We start from the raw sequence: 21,639 nt of genomic DNA, 5'->3' as shown, positions 1-21,639 counted from the left end.
TCCTCGTCAAATCCGGGCGCAGATCGTGCCCGCGAACAGGGCCGCCGCGGCGTTGGACGGCATGACCAGCGCGCCCGCGCGCTGCAGGGCCTCCTCGACCGCCGAACGGTTCTGGGGGTCGTCGTCCGTCCCCGTGACCGAGCAAACCACCCGGACGTGGTGACGGGCGGCCTCCCGGATCCCGGGAACCAGTTCCCCGGCGGGGTCCTCGTGGGAGCCGTAGCCCAGGACCACGTCCAGGAGGATCACCGCGGTTTCGGGATCGGCGGCCTCCTCGGAGATCCGCCGCTTCCGGAGGTCGAAGTCGATCATCGGGTGCGGCCGCCCCACGGTGAAGACGTCCTCGCCGAGGTCCACGAGGGTGTTCTCCCGGCTGCGGAGCGGGTCCTCGAGCAGGGCGGCCCCGCCCGCCGGGGCATTGGACCACAGGGGCCCCAGCTTCCCCTGGAGGATGATCTGGGCTTCCGAGCAGAAAGTGCCCCCGCTGAACAGGCCCCGGAGATAGCGGCGCCCGGCGGGGATCGTCCGGGCCTCGCGCTCGGCCTCGTCAAACAGGACGATCTGCCGGGCGTACAACTCCTTCCGGACGGCCTCCACGGCGGAAGCGGCCGCCTGCGCCCCGTCGCGGGCGATGCGGGCCGCCACCAGGGCGCCCTCCTCGAGGGTGGCGGCGGCGTGGGTGGAGAAGGCGCCCGCCAGTTCGGGCGGCGCCCCCAGGAAGACCGAGACCACGGGCTTCCCGATCCCCCGGCAGACCCCGGCGACGCGCTCGAGCACCTCGGGGTGGGGGGGCTTGGAGACCAGCAGGATCACCCGGGTGTCCGGGTCCGCGGCCAGGGCCTTCAGCGCCTCCAGGAACATCAGGCCGCCCACGTCCTTCTTCACGTCGCGGCCGCCGGTCCCCAGGGCCTGGGAGACGCCGGCGCCGGCGCGGGAGACGATGACGGAAACCTCCTGGCACCCCGTTCCCGAAGCCGCCACGATACCCACCCCGCCCCGGGCCACCACGTTGGCGAAGCCCAGCGGGACGCCGTTGACGATGGCCGTGCCGCAGTCGGGGCCCATCACCAGGAGTCCCCGGTCCCGGGCGCAGCGCTTGAGGTCGATCTCCGTCTCCAGGGAGACGTTGTCGGAGAAGAGCATGACGTGAAGCCCGTGGTCGAGGGCCTTGCGGGCTTCCCCGCCGGCGTAGCGCCCCGCCACGGAGATGAGGGCCAGCCGGCTGCCCGGAAGGACTTTCAGCGCGCCCTCGAGGCTCCGGGGCGCCATTTCCGAGCCGGTCGAGGCCGCTCTCCGGCGACGGTTGGCCAGCAGGCCGTCCGCCGCCCCGAGGGCCCGGTCGGCCGCGGCCTCGTCCGCCGCCTTCACCGCCAGCAGGAGGTCGGCGTCCTTCGCGCCCTCGAATTCCGGGCACCGAAGGCCCGAGGTTTCCAGGATGGCGAGGTTCTCCCGCGTCCCCATGACCACCGCCGCGTCCAGCACCCCCTCCAGGCCGGCGATCTCCCGCCCGGCCAGCATGAGGGTCACGGAGTCGAAATACTCTCCCTGCTTGATCCTGCCCTTGACCGTCATAGCTTCTTTCCTTGCCAAAAAAATTACCAATTCACCACAAAACATCGGTATCGGTATCGCTATCGGTATCGCTATCGGTATCGCCATCGCTATCGAATCCGACAGCGACTGCGATCGCGATACCGATACCGATCTCAATGATCGGGACGACCCCTCAACTCACGTTCCGGGCGAGGGCCAGCCAGAGGCCCGTCGCCAGGTCGGCACCGGACGTGTCCCCCACCCCGAGAAGCCTCTCGGCCGCTGCCTCCACCGCCCCGGCCGACCCCGACATCAGGGCCCGCACCAGGCCCTCCAGGTGCTCGAAAACGCGCCCGTCACGGGCTTCCCGCAGAAAGGTCGCGGAGAAGGGGTTGTCCCCGCGGCTCTCGTCGTAGACGGCCCGAATCCGGGATTCCCGGCTCACCCCGTCCCAGGCTTGGGCCAGGCGCCAGCCGTGGAGGGCCCCCGCCAGCAGGTCGTCCCCCGAGGGGGTCAGCCCGCGGCCCACTCCGCGCAGGAGCCGGGCCCCTGCCGGCGGGTCCGCCCCGAGGAGGAGGGCGGCGCCTTCACCGAGGCGCCGGAAGAGTTCGCGATCGAAGGCCGACCCGGCGTCGTCGGGGGGACGCCCGCCCATCAGCCACACCAGGCTGCCTGCCGGGGCCCGGTCGGTCAGAACCCGCTGCAAAGAGCCGAGACCCGCCGACAGAAGGCCCGGGTCCGGGCATCCCCAGTCAGGCCGACTGCGGTAGATCTGCGCATCCGAAAAAACATGACAGCGGCCGGCGAAATACACCCGGCCGCTGTCCACCGTCAAAGGGCCCTCTCCGGTCTCCGGGAGCCGGTCCGTCACGAGGCGGTGCGGCCCGGCGCCGAGTTCGGGGAGGGCCACCGTCACCAGCGTCTCCCCGTCGAAGAAGTTGAGACAGCGCCGGAACCGGGAGTGGAAGGCCCACCTCCCCCTCCCGACCCCGTCGCCGACCCGCAGGAGCTTCATGCCGGGTAGAAGATCATGCCGTAGAAGTTGTCGTAGTCCGTCCGGCGCACCACGTCGACCTTGGCCTCCACGTTCATGCCCATGGCCGGGTTGGGGATGTGGAGCTGCCCCATCACACGGACGCCGTTCTCCAGTTCCACGATCCCGAGCTGAAGGGTCGCCACCGCGTAGTCGGACGGCAGGTTGTACAGCCGGGTGAAGGTCAGGAGCTTGCCTTTCGTCGGAAGGGCGACCAGTTCGAAGTCGGTGTACTCGGTCTTGCCACACTTCCGGCAGCGCATCCGGTAGGGATAGTTGATGTGCCCGCACTGAAGGCACTTGTAACCGTAAACGTTCCTCTTCATGTCACTCCTCCCGGATGAAGGTGAGGCAGACGACGTTGTTGCCGAAGCCGCCGAAGTTGCAGGTGAACCCCACCTTCGCGTCCTTGACCTGCCGCTTCTTCGCTTCGCCGCGCAGCTGAAGGATGATCTCGTGGGCCTGGCCGACGCCGGTGGCGCCCACGGGGTGCCCCTTCGCTTTCAGGCCACCCGAGGTGTTGATGGGGATCTTCCCGCCGATGCGGGTCTCGCCCCGTTCCAGGGCGAGGTGCCCCTGGCCCTTGGGGAAGAAGCCGACTTCCTCGCTCTCCACGATCTCCAGGATGGTGAAGGCGTCATGGAGTTCAGCCACGCTGACGTCGGACGGCTGGATGCCCGCCATCGTCATGGCCTTCTGGGCCGCGAGCCGCACGGCGGTCAGCTCGGTCGGGTCCTCCCGCTCGTGGACCGCGTGGGTGTCGGTGGCCTGCCCGACGCCCGCCAGGCGAACCATGGGCTTGCCAAGCTTCCGGGCCACGTCGGCCGACGCCAGGATGACGCAGGCGCCGCCGTCGGAGACGGGGCAGCAGTCGAAGAACCGCAGGGGCTCCGAGACGTACGGGTTGTTGGTGGAGGCTTCCGGCGAGTCGAGGATGCCCGCCAGGGTGATCTTCTCGTGCAGGTGCGCGAAGAAGTTGTCCAGGGCGTTGTCGTGGTTTTTCACGGCCACCATGGCCAGGTGCCGCTCGGTGACCCCGTACTTCTCCATGTACAGCCGCGTGAACATGGCCGCCAGCGACGGCAGCGTCACGCCGTAGACGTACTCGGCGATGGGGTGGGTGAGGGTGGCCACGAAGTCGGTGGTCTCGAGGTTGTTGGCCTCGCGCATCCGCTCGGCGCCAATGACCATGACCACGTCGTGCAGCCCGGAGGCCACGGCCATGTAACCGGTCTTGATGGCCGACGCGCCGGAAGCCGGGCCGTTCTCGATGACCTCCGCCCCGGCGGGGGTGAGGCTCAAGCTGTCCACCACCGCGCTGGCCAGGCCGGTCTGGTGGTTGAGACGGCCGGCGCCCATGTTGGCCACGTAGATGTGGTCAACGGTGCTCAGGCCGGCGTCGCGCATGGCCATCATGCCCGCGTACGCGGCGATTTCGGAGAGGGGGTACTCCAGGCGGGTGAAACTGGTGATGCCGATCCCGACGGCGTATACTTCTCTCATGGCTATTCCCCTCCCTGCAGTTTCCAGGCCTGGGACATCAGGGCCGTCCCCGTCCCGTCGTAGAGGGACCGGGTGGCGGCCAGCAGGTCCGCGGGCGCCTTGGGCGGGTCCGACGGCGGCAGGATTCCGGCCATGGCCTTGTCCAGCAGGTGCTTGGGCACCGGCCGGCGGCCAACCACCAGGCTGCCCCGCGCCGCCTCGAACAGGTCGCGGGTCAGGGACCAGGAGGGGCATCCACCCAGTTCGTGGGGAATCTCGAAGCGCTTTTCCAGCTTGTACTCGATCATCCAGCGGCGGAACCCGATGGGGGATTCGGCGACGATGAGCACTTCCTTCTGCCCCAGGATGTCCATGTGGTACTCCATCTTGGTGGCGAAGGCGTGGGCGCCCACCCGCAGCCCGCGGCGCAGGGACAGGGTGTGGTAGGACACCCCGACGTCCGCACTCAACCGGCGCCCGTTGACGATGGCGGCGATTTCGCCGTCGATCTGGGCGATCAGCACGTACTCGTCCTGAACCCGGTGCCGGTAGTAGCCCAGCAGCTCCGCGTAGACCCGGACGGCCACGATGTCGTAGAAGTCCCGTTCGACGTGGATCAGCGGTTCGACAAAGGGCAGAATGGACGGAATCTCTTCCGGGGTGACCTGGCGGACCACCATTTCCTCCCCCCCGGCAAGCGTCATGTACTTCGGCGGGAAAGGGGGCATGGGGGTGTCCGTCGGGCGAAGAATCTTCTCCAGATCGACCGACATGTTACCTCCTATGAAATGATTGGGATAGTCCAAGGGTTGTTTGAACCCGGACGGCAGACCCGGTGGGGAGAGCCGATATTGTGGAAATATAACACTCCGGGGCAAACAGGATCAAGGGGAATTTCCTTCGGACCCGTCCGGTGCCCCCCCCACCGTCAGGAGCCGGACGAGACCGTCCAGATCCACGAACTCGATCCGGAACGGACCGTCCCTTCGAAGGAAGGGCCGGGTCACGTCCATGGCGACGACCCGAGCGAGGGACTCCGGGTACCGGTGGAGGAAGGCCCTGAGCCCCTCGGGTTCGAAGGAGGATGCGGAAGCCTTGCACTCGATGGCGACCAGGGGCTGTCCGGGCGAGGTGACCACCAGGTCGACCTCATGCCCGGACTTGTCGCGCCAGTAGCCGATCCGCATCCTCTGAAGCCTGCCCTGAATTTCATTCAGCACGAAGTGCTCCCAGAGCAATCCCCGGTCCTCGTTGCGGAGGGTATGCCAACCGCGGTGATAGCACACGAAACCGGTGTCGAAACCGTAAACCTTGGGCGCGGAAACGATTTCAGACATTCTTCGGCTGTTGAAAGGCCTGAGGATGTGCGCAACCCGGGTGGCTTCCAGGATCGAAAGGTAATGGGCGACCGTGGGCCGACTGATTTCGCAGGGTCCGGCATATCGGGTGGCTTCGAAAATCCCCCCGCTGTTCGCCATGACCATCTCGAAAAACCGCTGAAAGGAATGCCGCCGTCCAAGCCGGAACATCTCTTGAATGTCCTTGGCCCAGAAACCGTCCATCCAGTCCTGATAATCCGCTTCGTGAACGGTCTCTCCCAGAAAGAAAGGGGGCAATCCCCCCCGGTGGAAGCGGCGGTCCAGGTCCGTGATCCCAGAATCCCTCAGGTCCGTGGTGATCATGGGGGTGAGCCACAGGTCGTGCTTCCGCCCGGTCAACGTGTCGCGAAAGCGGCGGGAAGGGCCCAAAGTGGAAGGCCCCGTGGCCAGGACGCGGATGTCCGGGAAATGGTCGGCGGCAATCTTCAACACCTCGGATGGGTTGCCAAGGCGGTGCACCTCGTCGAGCACGACTCTCTTGCCCCGCAGTCCCCCCCAGAAAGCTTCGGGGTCCTCGACCTGCCGCCGAACGCGGGGCAGCTCACAATCGAAGTACTCTGAATCCGGCCACATCCGACAAAGAACCGTTTTCCCCGAACGCCGGGCCCCGTACAACCAGACGATCGACCGCCGGTTGAAAAGGATTTCCAATTGCTTCAGCCAAAAGCTTCTTTCCCACATGCAATCATTCTTGCATATGGTTTAACTATATGCAAGTGCATTTTCTTTTGGTTAAACCTTCGTGTGGTTCGTGGTTCAACTCCGGATTGTCCGGGTTGGGCCCGGTCACCGGTCGAAGTTGATCTCGATGGTCTTGTTGACGGGGACCTTCACGCCCCGGACGGTCCCCGGGGTGTAGCGCCACTGTTTCACGGCCTCGACGGCGGCGCCCCGCAGGATCTTGGGCCCCTTGGTCACCTTGATGTCGGACACCTTCCCCGACGGGGTGATCACCACGGACAGGACCACTTTCCCGTAGACCTTGGCCGTCTTGGCGGTATCGGGCAGCCGGGGGCTCACCCGCTCCACCAGCCGGGGCTGGGTGGTGAGGGCCACCTCGTCCACGGGGACGGCGGGGTCCACGGCGACCGCCGGGGGTTCATCGGGGGCGCCGGTTGCGGGGGGCTGGGCAGGGTCCGGCTGGGCCGTCGTTTCACCGGCCGCAACCTCCGGGGCGGCGGCAACCGGGACTTCGGCCACGGCCGAGGGCACCGCGGCCGGGTTCGCCCCCCCCTCGCGGGCGGAGAACGACCGGCGGCCCAGGGCCATCAGGTCGGCGTTGCGGCCCTGCGCCTGGTCCGCCGCGAACTTCTGCACGAAGTCCTTGTAGCACTCGTGTCCGCCCGCCGTGTAGAACCAGCACTCCTCCATCTCACGGTAGACCTTGTCGAAGTCCCAGCCGTAGTAGAGGATGCGGTAGACCGCGACGGCGCCGCCCGTCCGGTGCTTGCCGCCGGCACAGTGGACGTAGACGACGTCCGTGCTCTCGGGCGTCCCGATGTACTCCACGATTTTCCGGACCTCCTCGTCGGAGGGGTAGCGGGTGGAACTCATGGGGATGTTGAGATACTTCAGCCCCGCTTTCTCGGCCTCGGCCTGTTCCCACTCCTTGAAGTCCTCGCGCAGGTTCAGGACGGTGGTGACGCCGGCTTCCTTCAGCAGCTTGAACTGGCTTTTCTGGACCTGCCCGCCCCGGCAGAGACGGTGGTCGACCCAGTGGAAATTCTGTATGGCGTCGATTTTGGGCGGCAGCTTCTTCGACGAGACCGCGCTCGATCCCGCCGGCAGGGGGTTCGCCAGGGCCCGCGCGGGGCCCCCCGGGAACCAGGCCAGCGCGGCCAGGAAGAGCGCCCACTGGAGACGGGCCGTCCAAATGGCTTTTCCCCTGAATATCTTGCACAATGTGTCTCGCATGTGTTCTCCTTTTCCGGCCGGTCTTCCCGCGTCAGCCGGATTATCGCCCCCCCGGGCCGACCGTGTCAAGTTTTCGAGAGGAGCCGCATCGGGCGGAAGCCCCGGCCGGCCCCGGCGGTCTTCGCCCCCGCGGGGGCGGCGGTTTCCAGAACCCATACGCGGGAGACCGTTGAAGGTTCCCGGCGAAATACCGTTGCCACGCGCCCCCCCCGGCGATATGATGCCGGGCGGGCCGGTTCGGTTCAGGGCGATGAAGCGCCGGACAGGTTCCCCGGGAATCGGGGGGCCCGCCGGGGCCGTCCGGTCACGGCCCCGAGGTGACCATGAGAGGGCGACGCATCCTCTGGATCCAGCTGGGCGTCCCCGACGCCGAGTACTCCTACGCCGAGAACAACCTGCCCACCGCGGCGGGGTACGTCCTCGAGCACGTGCGGCGGCACGGTCTGCTGGAGGGTTACTCCTTCACGCTCCTCGACCAGTCTCTCGCCGACCGGGCCGGGGACGCCCGCCTCCTCGACGCGTGCCTCGCGGGCGAGCCCGACGTGGTCTGCCTCACCTGCCAGGCGTGGAACGTCGAACGGAGCCTGCACCTGGCCGCCCGGTTGCGCGCGGCGCGCCCGGGGACCCGGGTGATCGCGGGCGGGCCCGAGATCACCCCCGACGGCCCCTGGCTCGACCGGCCCGAGGTGGACGTCCTGGTCTTCGGCGAGGGCGAGACCGGCTTGCCGCCGGCCCTCGAGGCCCTCGACCGCCCGGCGGGGGAACGTCCCCGGGTGATCCACGCCCCGCCGCTGGAGAGCCTGTCCGGCGCCGTCGATCCCTACTCCGTCGGCCTCCTGGCCCCGGGGCCCCACCGGAACTGCCTGCTGGAGACCACCCGGGGCTGCCCGTTCCGGTGCAGCTACTGCAACTACGCCAAGCGGGTCCCCACCGTGCGGCGTCACGACGACGCCTACCTGGCGCGCTTCTTCGCGTGGGCCCGCCGGGAAGGCGTCGAGGACGTCTACCTGCTGGACCCCTCCTTCGGGGCCGACCCGGCGCTGGCCGAGCGCCTCGGGAACCTGGCCCGGTGGAACGCCGGCGGGATCCCCCTCCACTCCGAGACGCGCCTGGAGAACCTCACCCCGCCTCTGGCCGCGTCCTTTTTCCGGGCGGGGTTCCGGTCCGTGGAGGTGGGGCTCCAGTCCGTCCACGCCGCGGCGTGCCGGAGCGTCAACCGCCGGCTCGACCTGGGAGCTTTCGAGGCGGGGGCGAACGCCATGCGCGATGCCGGCGTGGGACTCGAGGTGGGGGTCATCCTGGGCCTCCCGAAGGACAACCTCGGCGGGTTCCGGTCGACGCTGGAGTGGCTGGCGGCGCGCGGCCTGGGCGACGCCGCCGAGGTTTTTCACCTGAGCCTGCTCCCCGGGACGGCGCTGCGGGAGACGGCGATCGCGCGGCGGTGGCGCTTCATGCCCAGGCCGCCCTACTACCTGCTCTCCGGCGGTTCCTGGGACGAAGCTTCGCTTCTGCAGGGGATCTACGAAGTCGAGGACGTCCTCGACCGGGGGCACTTCCTGGACATTCCCCCCTGGTTCGAGACCCCTCCCGACACGGATTTCGTCCACCACCTGCGCCTGGGCCTGTCGAACCCGGACGATCAACTGGAGGCGGTCCTGGGCGGGATGCGGAACTGGGCCGCCGTGGTCACCCTGGACCTGGTGGGCGACCCCTCCCGCCCCGCGGCCCGCAAGGCCCTCGAGCGCCTGGCCCGCGCCGCCCTGGACACCAACCCCTACGGCCTCTTCCGACTGGTGCTGCGCACGGAGCGCCCCGTCGCCGAGCGCGAGGTGATGCGGATCCGGGAGGCCTTCACCGTCGGCGACCAGTACTGGAACCGCCTCAACCACTTCCGGGACGACCCCTCGGGGGTCTTCTCCTGCCGGGTCTTCCAGTACGTGCCCGCCGGTCGGCACCTCGATTTCATCCCCGAACTGGCCGACTCCGCCGACGTGGTCTTCGCACTTCCGGGCTCACTGGACGCCTACGAGGACCTGGCCGACCGGGCTGAGTCGTCGGGGATCACCGGCCAAGTCTACGCCGCGTGCGACGGCCCCGAAACGGATGTCGCGCGGCTCTGCCGGGAACGCGACGTCGAGGAGCGGAGGGTCTTCCTGCGGCTGCTCCGGGAGCCGGGTTGAGGCGGAGGGCGCTCTCTGCCCGGCTGGGCATGCAGAAAGGACGAAAGGACCAAAGGGACCCAAAGGACCAAAAGGACGGCCGGAAGAACAGTGAATACCGGCTGGGTAAACAGGCGGCAACCGCATTGTGCTCATTCGCCATGGCCCCTTTGAAAGTGAGACCGTTGACTCCGTTCGTGTGGTTCGTGGTTAATTTTCCGGCTGATCCCGGTGGGGATCGGCGAAAAGGGCCTCTCGCAAAGCAGCGAAGAGGTAAAAACTCACAGAGATATTCATTTCCCCGGCTCTCCTCTGCGAGGCTTGGCGGCTTTGCGTCTTGGCGTGAGGCAGAGACGACCTGACTCCCCCCCCGTTTCCGAAGAGACCCCTCAAGCGCCCGTCGCGGTCCGGAGGAGGGCGACGAGGTCGAGGATGTCGATGCGGCCGTCGTCGTTGAGGTCGGCCTTGGGGAGCGTCACCGTGTACGCGATGGGCTTCGCCGCCAGCCAGGCCGCCAGGAGCGAGACGTCCGCCGCGTTCACGACGCCGTTCTCGTCGATGTCGCCGCGGAGGGGGCCCGCCGTCGTGTACTCGTAACAGCCGATGTCGCAGGTCCCCTCCTGGGGGCGCGCTGTGCCGTCCAGGTCGGTGGTGACGCCCGTCTCGCACAGGCCGTGGTTCCGGGCCCAGGCGGCGGCCGGCAGGTGGTGGTCCGACGCCGGGTCGACGAAGGTGGCGGCGGCGCCGTGGTCCTGGCTGTGCAGGTCCTGGCTCCGCTGGGCCTGCCACTGGGCCAGGGACAGGATGGTATCGTCGTAGCTGACCTGGTGCTGCACGTTGTAGTCGCTCACCAGGCCCGCGATGGAGGCGGCGTCCGTTTCGAGTCCGCCCCGGCTGCCGTCGTGGATGAGAAGGTTGTTCCGCACGGTGTTCCCCGTGCTGCCGTTGATCATGTTGAGGGCCCACCGGCCGTTGGACGGCATGTGCACCGTGTTGAAGAGGATGCGGTTGCTCTTGCATCCCCATTCGTTGCCCTGCCCGTCGTCCCACAGGGCGATGCCTCCGGCGCGGTTGTTGTAGAGCAGGTTGTTGCAGATCAGCGAATTGCGGACCGACGCCAGGTTGATGGCCGCCCCGCCGGCCGCCCCGTTCCCGTAGGCGACGTTGAAGGAGACCTCGCACGCGCTGGAGATCCCGTCGCCGCCCATGGACGGGTCGGCGTTGATCTGGATGCCGCCGGCGTTGTTGTCGTGGGCGACGTTCCGGCGGATCACCGCGCGGTCGCCGCTGTTGCTGTGGTAGATGCCGTGCTCCACCGCGGAGTGGTCGCACTCGTTGTCCTCGGCCGTGAAGTCGTCGGCGAAGGAGGTGAAGATGCCCCATTTCTGGTTGTGATGGCAGTGACACCGGCGAATGGTGACGTTCGTTATGGGCCGGGTGTCGTAACCGCGGATGTCGATGCCCGCAGACGAGGTGGCGCCCGTCACCTCGAAACCGTCGATAACCCACCAGCCGTGGGCGGCGTCCTCGTCCCCCTCCAGGCAGATCACGCTCCCGTGCCAGCTCTGCGGGCCCGGCCCGCTGACGGTCACCGTCGCCCCCGTCTCGGCCTGGAACGTGATGGGGAGCCCGGAAGACCCGCCCCGCTTGGAGCGGAACCCCGCGTAGGTCCCGGCGCGGACGATGACGGTGTCACCGGGTTGGGCGGCGTCCGCGGCTTTCTGGAGGGTCAGCCAGGGCTGGGCGCTGGAACCGGGGTTTCCGTCGCTGCCCGTGGTCGCCACGTACCAGGTGGCCGCCCTGGCCCAGGAAAACGCCCCGGCCAGGAGGAGGAGGCCCAACCAGGCCCCCGTCCGGGAACGGCGGCGCTTCGGGGACCGGAAAACGACCGGCGTCAGGGTTTCGGAAGCTTGCGAATTGATCGGCATGGGGACTCCGTCCAAGCAGGATGAGGGGAAGGATACCGTAAATCGGGCCCCGAATCCAGCACGCAGGCCATCAGCAGACGCCCGGCACCGGGGCGAACGCGCTGCCGGCAGGAGCCGCCAGGGTTTCGGGGCCGGTCCGGCCAGCCGCCGGGAGGTACACATCGAAACGGGCCCCCCGTCCGGGACGGGACAAGACCCGGATGAACCCGCCGTGCCGCCGGACCACCGAGTAGCAGATGGACAGCCCGAAGCCCCTTCCGACGCCACGGGTGGAGAAGAACGGCTCGAAGAGGCGCGGGAGGTTCTCCGGCGGGATCCCCGGCCCGTCGTCCCGAACCCGGATGCGCAGGTAGGTCCCCGGTTTGAACGACAGCCGTCCCGGGCAGCGGATCACCAGGAGTCGTGCCGTCAGGCCGGCGGCACGGTCGCAGGCCTTTTCGATCTCGTCCACCAGGTTCATGACGCCGGGTTGATCGTCCTCCAGGACCCGCATCAACGACAGGCTCCCCAGGATTCCCGCCAGGATGTCGTTGAAGTCGTGCGCCACCCCGCCCGCCACCTGGCCCATCGCCTGGAGGTTCCGGTCGTGAAGCTTCTCCGCCTCCGCCAGTTTCCGCGACGTGACGTCCACGATGATGCCCTGGACACCCATCACCGCCCCTCCCGAGCGAATCGGGCCCGCATAGACCATGACGGGGAACAGGCGGCCGTCCTTTCGCCGGGCGAGATACTCGGCCCCCCGCGATACCTTTCCGGCAAGGACCCTCCCCAGGTTTCGCCGCACGCGTTCCCGGTCCTCCTCCGCCACCACCTCGGCGGCGTGGATCCCCCGGCGCAGGTCCTCTTCCGACATGCCGAACGTCTTCAGGCCGTGGGTGTTGGCATAGGTGAAGAACCCCTCGGCATCCGTCTCGAACACCGTCTGCGGCAGGTGCTCGGCCCAGTGGATGAACGCCGGCCGCGTGTGCACGCGGGATGGACGATACCCCTGCTTCTTCGGATGAACGGCCTCGCCGGACAACGGGCTTTTCATGGTGCCTCCCCGAAGTCCCCGGCCGTTTCACGGGCAACCGGGACCTCCCTCTCATGCTTCCAGTATAGGGGGGTGGCGAAGCGCGTAAAGTGTGAATTTTCCCTGATTCGCTGTGAAGGAATCCCGATGCCGCCGCCGTCCGGAAAGGACCGGCTCCGGATCGTTCCCCCATCCCCCGGGGCCCCGGCGAGAGGCCGACCCGGCCCCGCCGCCGACGGGTCCGCCCGACAGGGCATTTGTCACGGTCGATCGGTAATTTGTCCCGGTAGACACGCGCAGGTTTCCGAAGGAAAATCGCCGCATTCTGACCGGCCGGGGGTTACGTCGCGGGGGCCTGGCGATCCGGGTTGAACGGCGTTCCGCACGATTTCAGGCATGGCCGCGTCGGGGAGGCACACCTTGACCAGTAGTTCCACCCATCCGTCGATCACCTTCCGCCTGACGATCCGGGCGGCCCTGGCCCTGGGCCTTCTCGGGGCGCTCGCCTCCTTCGCCCCCGCCGGAGGGCGGCGCTACGGGGAGGGAGACCCGTCCATCCACCAGATCCAGGCGGCCGAGAACCGGGACGTCGTCCCCCCGCCCGCACCGCCGTTCGCGAAGAACCGGACCCGGTGCTTTTCGAGCACGCCGGCCGTGAACCGCATGGTGATGGGCTTTTACACCTACTGGAAGACAGGGACCGCCAACCTCCGGTGGGACCTCCTCACCCACCTGGCCTACTTCTCCGCGGAAGCCACCACCGCGGGCGACCTGAGCGCCCTCCACGGCTGGCCGGGCTCGGCCCCCATCGCCGAGGCCCACGCCCACGGGGTGAAGGTGCTGCTCACCGTCACCCTGTTCGGGTCCACTTCCATCCGGACCCTTCTCCAGAGCAGCACCGCCCGGGGCGCCCTCGTCGACAACCTCCTCGCCCAGGTTTCGGGCGCGGGCGCCGACGGCGTGGTGGTGGACTTCGAGACCCCCGCGAGTTCCGAGAAGGCCCTCTACGCCGCCTTCGTCGGCGAACTCGCCGCGGCCTTCCACGCCGCGCTGCCGGGGTCCCACGTCTGCGTCTGCACCCCGTCGGTGAACTGGGGGGACGGCATCCCCCTCCGGGACCTGGCCGAGCGGGCCGACTCCCTCTTCATCATGGGTTACGACTACTACTACTCCGGCGGCAACCCGGGGCCGGTGGCGCCGCTCTCCCACCCGTCCGGCTCGCCCTGGGCCACCTGGGCGGGGATCGAGCAGACGCTCCAGGACTACCTCTACGGCGACGTGGGCGTGGGGGACGCCTACCGCGGCAAGCTGATCCTGGGTGTCCCGTACTACGGCATCGACTGGCCGACCACCGGCACGGGGGTCCCGACCGCCTCCGCCGGCACCGGGACGGCCCGGGTCTACACCTCCGCCGCCGCGGCCGCCGCCACGTACGGGCGGCTGTGGGATCCGTGGTCCTCCACCCCGTATTACGGGTACTTCGACGCCTCCCAGCCCCACCAGTGCTGGTTCGACGACGCCGAGAGCCTCGGGCTCAAGTACGAGCGGGTGAACGCCCTGGACCTGGGGGGCACCGGGATGTGGGCCCTCAATTACGACGGGTCGCGAACCGAACTCTGGGATTCACTCCGGGAGCACTTCACCACCCAGCCGAACCAGCCGCCGGCGCCGGCCCCGGACCTTGCCGTCGTCACGGCCGGGCAGTCGGTCCGGCTGGCCGTGCTGGCCAACGACACCGACCCCGACGGGGACCCCCTCACCCTCGGGGGGATCCTCCAGCGGCCGAAGATGGGGATCGCCAAGGCCGGGGCCGACGGGACGGTCCTCTACATCGCCGGGGGTTCGCTGGAGGGCGCCGATTCCTTCACCTACCGGGTCGTCGACCCCGAGGGCGCCTGGGGGGAAGGGCGGGTGGTGATCGACTACCGGGGCCCGGCCCAGCTTCCCCTCCCGCCCCGGCCGGCGGACGCCCTACCGGGGTCGGGGCTCCACCCGGCGATCCGCTCCCTCTCCCTCGCGGACCGGGAAGCCCGGATCCAGGCGGAATTCGAGGCGGGCAACGTGCCGGACTTCATGCGGAAACTGGTCCCCGTAACCTCCCAGGCGATGGTCGGCGGCCAGCTCCGCACCCTGGTGTTTTACGTGACGCCCGACTATTTCTGCCTGGGCTCGAACACCGACTTCCTCCGCGTCCCGGTCTCCGCCCACCTCGCCCAGCGGATCGCGGACCGGGCGGGCTGCCTCCTCCCGACCCGGAAGATGGTGAACGCCATCTGGGCGCAGGCGGAGGTCAAGCTGGCCCCCTACACCTTCAACCCCGCCGATTACGACATCACGTCCCCGGACATCTTCTACCAGCACAACCAGCAGATCGAGATCCAGCGGGCGAACCAACCCCTGGGCGCCCTCGTGGCCGGCATCAAGAAGGACATCTGCATCACGCCGCTGCTCCCGACGATGCCGTCCCCCGCCCGGGTGGCCATCTACGGCTGGCACCAGCTGAACGGGGCCCCCATCCAGCCCCTCAGCCTGGTCCATCAGCAGGACTACATGGACTACAGCCACGGCGCGAGGCTGGTGCGGTGCGACGTGCTCCTGGACGGCCGGGTGGCGCCCATGGCGGACCTCCTGGCCGACCCGGACCTCGCCTCCCTGCTGAGCGACGAGGGCGCCTTCACCGAGGGGGTGCGCTACCCGGTCCCCCTGCCCTCGCTGGTGACGAACGGCAGTTTCGAGGGCGCCTACACGGACGGCGTTTCCGAAGGCTGGACCGCCTGGACCGCCCCGGGTTCCGCCGCGCTCACCTTCGGGCGGGCGTCCATCAACCACCACGACGGCGCGTACTCCCAGTACTGGAAGCGGACCGACACCGCCGCCGCGGACGGCGCCGTCCACCAGCGCCTGGCCGTGGTCCCGGGGAAGACCTACGCGCTGTCCCTCTGGATGAAGCGCCAGTCCACTTTCTCCGGGAGCTTCCTCAAGGCGGGGATCGACCTCACGGGGGGAACGGACCCGTCCGGGGCCGGCGTGGTCTACACCGACTTCACGGGGAGCACCGACAACGTCTGGCAGTCCTTCACCGCGGACGTCACCGCCACCGGCCCCTGGCTGACGATCTTCGCCCGGGCGGGGCACACCGGCACCACGGGGGGCACGACCGCCTACTTCTACGTGGACGAGGTCACGCTGGTGGAAGAGTAGGCTGAAGGCTGTTAGGCTGAAGGCTGTTAGGCTGAAGACTGTTAGGTCAGAGGGGAGTTCCCATCGGTATCGGGGTCGGTATCGGTATCGGGGTCGGTATCGGGGTCGGTATCGGGGTCGGTATCGGTATCGCAATCGCCGTCGCAATCGCAATCGCCGTCGCAATCGCCGTCGCAATCGCAATCGCCGTCGCAATCGCAATCGCCGTCGCAGTCGCCGTCGCAGTCGCCGTCGAAGTCGCTGTCGCTGTCGCAATCGCACTCGACGCCGCAGTCGCCGTCGCATTCGAAGAAGGGGCCGTCACCGGGAAACCGGCGTCCCGTCACACGAATCCAGGCAGGAGTGCCGCGTGATCCATCGAAAGAGAACTCTCGCATGGATCGTTTTCCGGAGCCTCGCCCCCCTGTGGGCAGCAGCGCGGCACTGCGCCGTCATCGGCCCGCCGGCTTCGACTTCGATCCTTGACGGTCCCTCGTCGGAACCGCCCGCCTCCCCCGCCGACCGGGGGGAAGCACACCCCCCCCGGCCGATCGACGAAAACGCCCCGGTGGAACCGGCCGCGCCGGTGACGGTCAACCCGCCGGGGACAGCCGACCCCGCCCAGCCCCACCTGATGTGGGGGATGTACACGCACCCGCCCCTCATGCGGCTCGCGGCCCTCTACCGGGGGGTCTCCCCCCACCGGGCCGACGTCATGGCCCTCGCCGCCGACCAGCCGGACGTCTACCAGGCAGGGGTCGACAATTACTACAACCAGCAGTGGTCCCACGCCTGCATCGTGGGCCCCGGCAACGTCTGGGTCTGGGGGGACGCCGACGACGACTTCCACGACAACCTCAACGGCGGCATCGGTGATTTGTCCGACCAGATCGGAAATTTTTCACGCTTTTCGCCGCCCTCCGCGGATGTTAGTCTGAAGTTGCGATCATTTTCAGCTGGAGGTTCCCATGACACGACGCACCCCTGTCCTTCTGTTTATGCTGTGGCTCCTCCCGAGCGCCGTCCCCGTTTTCGCCGAGGACGCCGACCGCCAGTTCGCCGGCTACGTCTCCGACCAGGAGACCCGGTTCAAGGACTACGTCTGGAACTTCGTGGACGAGTTCGAGGACACCTGGGCCCGCTCGCAGTATTACTGGGCCCGGAGTTACATGTTCGGGTCGTCTCACCTGAGCTTCTGTGACAGCGTCGACCTGACCTACTTCGCGGGGCACGGCAACGCCTCCACCATCTGGCCCAGTTCCGCCGACGGCGCCTGCTACCTGGGCGACAAGGCCTGGGGCAGCCACTCCACCGCCTCCCGCGCCGGCGACCTCGAGTACGTCGTCTTCCACAGCTGCAAGGTGCTGGAGATGAGCGGCGACTGGCGCGGGCGGTGGCGAAACACGTACGAGACCCGCTCCCAGCCGCGGCCTTTCGCGGGCCTCCACCTGGCCATGGGTTTCCGGACCAACCACTACACCGGCGCCGGGGCCGGCCCCTGGGCCGCCGACGAGTTCGCGGAGAACCTGGAGGACGGGGACGCCGTCCGGACCGCCTGGGTCGAAGCCGTGGAGGACTCCCTCTGGCTCGTCGGCTGGGACAGCTCCAAGAACCGGGCGGCTGTTTTCTACATCCGCCCCCACGCCAACGAGACCCGTTCCCAGAACGGCAGCGCGGACCGGCGCTACGGCGACGCCGACTACCTGCTGGACGCCTACTACATGGAATAGGAGGGCACGATGCAACGCAGATTTCTCCCGAAAGCCATTCCCGGAACCTCCCTTTCCGTCCCGGCCTCCCGGCGGGCCCTCCCCGGCGCTCTCCGGGCGCTGTGCCTGGGGCTCGCCCTGGCCGCGGTCGGGATCACGGCCACGGGGGCGCCGGCAGCCGGCGGGATGGTGACCGTCGCGCCGAAAGCGGCGGACGCGGTGCTCCGGGCCCTCGAGGCCCCGGTTCGCGTTGTCCCGCTGGTTCCCGGCGCCGAGGACCAGTCCCGTCACCTTTTTTCTCTCTGGGTTTCCGGGTCCGTCGAGCTCGACCAGGCGGAAGTTCGGTCGAGCACGCGCTTCCCCGGCCGGGTCCTCTACCGGCAGGCGACCTCTCCGACCCCGTCACGCCGACTGGGCGAGCGCCTGGTCTTCCGGCGCACGCCCTCCGGGGTCACGGTGACCCTCGACCCCCAGGCCCTCCGGGTGGACGCCGGGGAACCCTCCGCCGACGTCCGTTGCCGGGTGGGCGGCGGGCAGTTCCTCTTCCGCAAGAACGTGGAAGCCCGTCACGACGGTCCCGTGGACCGGGTGAAGCTGGTCGACGAGGTCCGGGGCTTCCTCCGGGAGAACCGCTTTGTGCGGGAGAGCGACGCGGACCGGCAGGGCCCCGCGGAGGTCGTCCTCCGGCGGGTGAACCAGGAGGGAGCCGACGGCGGGGCGCCGGAGGATTTCGTCGTCCAGGCGGACGTGGTCATCGGCCGGGCCTTCGAAGGGAAGCCGGTGGTGAACTCGAAAGCGGTCCTCGGGGTGTCGCCGTCCACGGGCGAGATCGTCAAGTTCGGGCTCTTCGACTGGGTCCCGGCCCGACCGGAGAAAGCCCGGGTGGTCCTCGGCCGGACCGGCTTCGATGCCGCGTCCGAGCTGTTGAACCGGATGGAAGCCAAGGTCCGGGAACGGCGGGGCGCCTTCGTTCGGGCCGAGGTCGTGCGGGCCGAGGCGGCGTGGGTCCAGACCGCCGACGCCCTGGTCCCCGTGATGGTCTTCGAGGTGGAGGCCGAGTACGCCTACCCCGACGGGAGCACCGTTCGCCAGCCCGGGCTGGAGATTCTCAGCCTCGCCGGCGGAGACGACGTGGTCGATGGCGAGCCCGGCCGGGACGGTGAGAACCCCCTGCCCCACTGACGGGCGAGGACCGTTCTCACCGCTCAACCCCTTTCGCACCCGCTCACCGAACACCCCCCCGCCCCCGGGGGGGGTGTATTCCATTTTCGCCCCGCTGTTCGCCCCGGTCGTCCCCCCCCATCCCCGCGGTGCATCGCGCTTGATTCCCGCCCTGTTCTCGATTACAGTGAAGGGGATCTCGCCACGAAGGCGACACCAGGAGAGACACCATGTTCAGGGAACACCTTCCGATCGGCGAAGTGGCCCTGCGCCTCGCGATCGCCACGGCCGCCGGGGCCCTCATCGGGCTCAACCGCTGGCTTCGCCGGAAAGCCGCCGGGCTGTGCACCCACGCCATGGTCGCGTTGAGCGCCGCCCTCGCGACCCTCGTGGCCGTTGTTGCCCCCGGCGCCGACGCCCAGGCCGTGAGCCGCGTCATCCAGGGCATCGTGGCGGGCGTGGGGTTCATCGGGGCCGGCGTCATCCTGCACCTGAACCGCGAAAACAAGATCCAGGGGCTCACGACCGCGGCGAGCATCTGGACCGCGGCCGTTTTCGGGATCGCCAGCGCCGCCGCGGACTTCCGGGTGGTCACGCTGGGCGTCTCCTTCGCCCTCATCGTCCTGGTGCTGGGCAAGCACTTCGAGCGGCTCATGAACCGGGTGATCCGGCACCGCCCGGAGCGAAAGCGACGCCCGCGTCCCGACGCTCCGGACCGCAGCTGATGCGGCGGCGAGCGCCGCTTTGACCGCGCCGCGCGGGTTTCAGGAGCGGTGCACCCGGCTGGTGACCTTGCGTCCCCCGCGAGGGTGACGCGGCCCCGCAACTCCACACGCAACGTTCGCATTGCCCCTTTTCCGGCTTTCTGCGTATTCTGGGGTTCCCGTCCTTCCGCGGTGAAGTCGTTTCCGTTTAATCCGTGCTTATTCGTGTTCACCCGTGGTTTGCTTCCGCTTTATCCGGGTTGGGTCCCCTCGGCCCTTTGATGCCTCCTCTCCAGCGGGAAGCACTTTCCCCGGAATTACCTTTCAGGGAACCCGGCACGACGAACCGCTTGAACCCAGGGCCCCGGCGACCTCCACCAGGAGCGGGAAGAGGGCTCTCCCCCGGCGGCGGGGGACGCTGGAGTTCGCCTGGACTGCCACCGCCACGCGGAGGTCGGGGAAGTACGCCATGTCCGTCAGGTAGCCGGGGAAGAAGCCGCTGTGGCCCCAGGTGATCCCCCGGCTGGAAGGGCGGATCAGCACCCCCAGCCCATAGGTCACGCCCGGCCCCATGTCGGTGGCGACCCCCTCCAGCATTTGGGCCCGCAGGGCGGGGTCGATCAGGGGGCCCGCGTACAGTTCCCGGGCCCAGCGCGCCAGGTCCCGGGGCGTGGAGACCACCCCCCCGCCCGTCCACTCGTTCCGGGGGTTGAAGGCGAAGCGGCCGTTCGTGATCATGGCGTCGGTGCCGCCGAAGGGATTGGCCTCCCCGGCATACCCCTGGACGAGCCCCGGGATGACCCGGGACTCGGCAGGGAGGGTGTCCTTCAGCCGAAGGGGCTCGAGGAACCTCTCCCGGAGCATGCCGAACCACGCTGTCCCCGTGATTTTCTCCAGGACCATGCCCAGCACGATGTAGTGCGTGTCGGAGTAGGCCCACCCTTTCCCGGCGGGGAAGAGGGGCCGGTCGTCCAGGACGTAGGCCACCAGCTCCGCCGGTTTCCAGGCCCTGTCGGGGTCCCGGGTGAGGGCGGTGGTGAACGCTTCCTTGAACTCGTGGCGCTCCAGGCCGGCCGTGTGGTTGAGGAGCATTCGGACGGTGAGGTCCCCGGCATTGGGAAGCCGGGGGAACCAGGGGGCCTCGCCGAGATAGTGCCCGACCTTGGCGTCGAGGTCCAGCCGGCCCTCTTTCGCGAGCTGCAGCGCCGCCGCTGCGACGAAGGTCTTGCCGACGCTCCCCGCCGGCATCCGGTCCGACGGTTTGAGGGGAACGCGGGTGTCCCGGTCCGCCACCCCGGCCACGGCGGTGAGGATCGTCCCGTCGGGCAGGGACGCGGCGAGGCTGATGCCGGGGTAGTCCCCGTCCTTCACCGCCGCGTCGGCCACCGCCTGGAGACGCGCCTGCACACGGTCCCGGAGCGACGGGGCAGCGGCCGGGGAAGGCGTCGGACAACCCAGGGTGAAGGCAATGATCAGGGGGATCAGGGGGATCGAACCGGCCGGGAAACGGGGGGATCGGGGATTGGGCACGACGCGGCCTCCTTTCGAAAAAGGAGAATACGGTTTTTCCCGGGCGCTTTCTCACCGGCCGATCGGAAAACCGCCTGCAGGTCTCACTCTCTCCAGTGCCGGGCCCCGTCGCCCGACTCGAAGACCACCACCACCAGCCGGCCGCGCTTGCCGGACTGGGGCTTGAGCTTCCAGGTGAGGCGCCAGGCGAAGCGCGCCTCCGTGCGGACCCGCTCGTTGGTATACGGAGCCGTCATGTCGTAACGGGACGTGTCGACGTGGTACCGCTCCAGGTAGGCCGCCGCCGCCGCCAGGGCGGCCTCCGCCGACTCCACCCGCCCCGCGCCGGGGGACGGGGCGGGTTTTCCCCCGGACCGCGCCGCGTCGATGAGGGCCTTACGGACCTCCGGGTCGAGCCGGGCCCCGCAGGCGAGGGCGACGGACCAGCAGCCGCGGCCGTCCGCGGCCGGGACCCGGTCGAGCCAGGTCTCCCAGTAGCGCCGGTAGAGGGTCTGGGGCATGACGGAGGGCCCCTCGCACGGGCCCTCCCCACGGGTGAGGGTCAGGAGAAATCCCCCGACGTTGGGTCCCTCGACCCGGTCGGTCTGCGGAAGGAACTCGCCGGTCTTCGCCTGGCGGTGGACGGTGAAGACCAGGGTGTGGCGGCGGGCGGTCAGACCGTCTTCCCGAACCTCCACGGCCGCGTCCGGCGCAACCCTCCGCACGGTCTCGGCGACGCCCGCCAGGAAGGCAGTGTCGGGATCGGCTCCCAGGGCGGGAAGGACGGCTCCCGCCAACAGCGCACCCACCAACATCGTCACCAGCAAGGTCGCCCTTTGCATCAGGATTGACTCCTGTCTTTGTGCCACCGCTGCCGGATCGCTTCCAGTTCCAGGAGGTCCTGCCGGTCCTTCGGCCATCCCGGGTTCCCTCCCC

The 21,639-nt window shown here is 68.8% G+C and carries 17 protein-coding genes; 5 read left to right on the top strand and 12 right to left on the bottom strand.

Annotation, left to right across the window (positions count from 1 at the left end):
- Positions 1-6: 6 nt before the first annotated feature.
- The 7 genes from fdrA to KA419_03320 form a co-directional block, all read right to left on the bottom strand.
- The gene (gene fdrA / locus KA419_03350; protein ID MBP7864962.1) at positions 7-1,572 is read right to left on the bottom strand and encodes an acyl-CoA synthetase FdrA; all 1,566 of its coding nucleotides are present in this window, start codon (positions 1,570-1,572) and stop codon (positions 7-9) included.
- A 154-nt stretch (positions 1,573-1,726) separates the two neighbouring features.
- A complete protein-coding gene (locus KA419_03345; protein MBP7864961.1) occupies positions 1,727-2,548 on the bottom strand; it encodes a DUF2877 domain-containing protein in 822 nt (273 codons plus the stop codon).
- Entirely contained in the window at positions 2,545-2,892 is a 348-nt protein-coding gene (locus KA419_03340; protein MBP7864960.1) for an OB-fold domain-containing protein, read from the bottom strand. Before KA419_03340 ends, KA419_03345 begins: the two co-directional genes overlap by 4 nt.
- A gap of 1 nt (position 2,893) precedes the next feature.
- On the bottom strand, positions 2,894-4,069 hold the full coding sequence (locus KA419_03335) for an acetyl-CoA acetyltransferase (GenBank protein MBP7864959.1): 1,176 nt from the start codon (positions 4,067-4,069) through the stop codon (positions 2,894-2,896).
- A 2-nt stretch (positions 4,070-4,071) separates the two neighbouring features.
- Positions 4,072-4,821, bottom strand: coding sequence for a hypothetical protein (locus KA419_03330; protein MBP7864958.1), 750 nt, complete (start codon positions 4,819-4,821; stop codon positions 4,072-4,074).
- Positions 4,822-4,932: 111 nt separating this feature from the next.
- Positions 4,933-6,108 carry an ATP-binding protein gene (locus tag KA419_03325; GenBank protein MBP7864957.1) on the bottom strand — a complete coding sequence of 392 codons (1,176 nt, stop codon included), beginning with the start codon at positions 6,106-6,108 and terminating at the stop codon, positions 4,933-4,935.
- 105 nt (positions 6,109-6,213) lie between these two features.
- The gene (locus KA419_03320) at positions 6,214-7,341 is read right to left on the bottom strand and encodes a TonB family protein (protein MBP7864956.1); all 1,128 of its coding nucleotides are present in this window, start codon (positions 7,339-7,341) and stop codon (positions 6,214-6,216) included.
- 323 nt (positions 7,342-7,664) lie between these two features.
- Here KA419_03320 and KA419_03315 point away from each other — a divergent pair, with 323 nt between their 5' ends.
- Positions 7,665-9,521, top strand: coding sequence for a radical SAM protein (locus KA419_03315; protein ID MBP7864955.1), 1,857 nt, complete (start codon positions 7,665-7,667; stop codon positions 9,519-9,521).
- A gap of 368 nt (positions 9,522-9,889) precedes the next feature.
- On the opposite strand, the gene KA419_03310 is transcribed toward KA419_03315, so the two are convergent.
- A complete protein-coding gene (locus KA419_03310) occupies positions 9,890-11,428 on the bottom strand; it encodes a right-handed parallel beta-helix repeat-containing protein (protein ID MBP7864954.1) in 1,539 nt (512 codons plus the stop codon).
- A gap of 70 nt (positions 11,429-11,498) precedes the next feature.
- On the bottom strand, positions 11,499-12,080 hold the full coding sequence (locus tag KA419_03305; GenBank protein ID MBP7864953.1) for a hypothetical protein: 582 nt from the start codon (positions 12,078-12,080) through the stop codon (positions 11,499-11,501).
- Between the two features lie 780 nt (positions 12,081-12,860).
- On the opposite strand from KA419_03305, the gene KA419_03300 reads away from it, so the two are divergent.
- Positions 12,861-15,641, top strand: a complete 2,781-nt coding sequence (locus tag KA419_03300; GenBank protein MBP7864952.1) for a carbohydrate binding domain-containing protein — start codon at positions 12,861-12,863, stop codon at positions 15,639-15,641.
- A gap of 41 nt (positions 15,642-15,682) precedes the next feature.
- Here KA419_03300 and KA419_03295 read toward each other — a convergent pair whose 3' ends face one another.
- Complete coding sequence (locus tag KA419_03295) at positions 15,683-16,018, bottom strand: hypothetical protein (protein MBP7864951.1); 336 nt, start codon at positions 16,016-16,018, stop codon at positions 15,683-15,685.
- Between the two features lie 570 nt (positions 16,019-16,588).
- On the opposite strand from KA419_03295, the gene KA419_03290 reads away from it, so the two are divergent.
- From KA419_03290 to KA419_03280, 3 genes are all read left to right on the top strand, one after another.
- Entirely contained in the window at positions 16,589-17,350 is a 762-nt protein-coding gene (locus tag KA419_03290) for a hypothetical protein (GenBank protein MBP7864950.1), read from the top strand.
- Positions 17,351-17,359: 9 nt separating this feature from the next.
- Positions 17,360-18,511 carry a hypothetical protein gene (locus tag KA419_03285; protein ID MBP7864949.1) on the top strand — a complete coding sequence of 384 codons (1,152 nt, stop codon included), beginning with the start codon at positions 17,360-17,362 and terminating at the stop codon, positions 18,509-18,511.
- Positions 18,512-18,720: 209 nt separating this feature from the next.
- Positions 18,721-19,215 (top strand): MgtC/SapB family protein, encoded by a 495-nt coding sequence (locus KA419_03280; protein ID MBP7864948.1) that lies wholly within the window; start codon positions 18,721-18,723, stop codon positions 19,213-19,215.
- A gap of 303 nt (positions 19,216-19,518) precedes the next feature.
- On the opposite strand, the gene KA419_03275 is transcribed toward KA419_03280, so the two are convergent.
- On the bottom strand, positions 19,519-20,724 hold the full coding sequence (locus KA419_03275; GenBank protein ID MBP7864947.1) for a beta-lactamase family protein: 1,206 nt from the start codon (positions 20,722-20,724) through the stop codon (positions 19,519-19,521).
- 83 nt (positions 20,725-20,807) lie between these two features.
- Complete coding sequence (locus tag KA419_03270; GenBank protein ID MBP7864946.1) at positions 20,808-21,545, bottom strand: hypothetical protein; 738 nt, start codon at positions 21,543-21,545, stop codon at positions 20,808-20,810.
- Positions 21,546-21,639: the final 94 nt, after the last annotated feature.

Source organism: Acidobacteriota bacterium, from assembly GCA_018001935.1.
In the GTDB taxonomy this organism is placed as follows: Bacteria; Acidobacteriota; JAAYUB01; order JAAYUB01; family JAAYUB01; genus JAGNHB01.
Note: the sequence above shows the minus strand (reverse complement) of the source record. Positions and strands in the feature narration are given on the sequence as shown.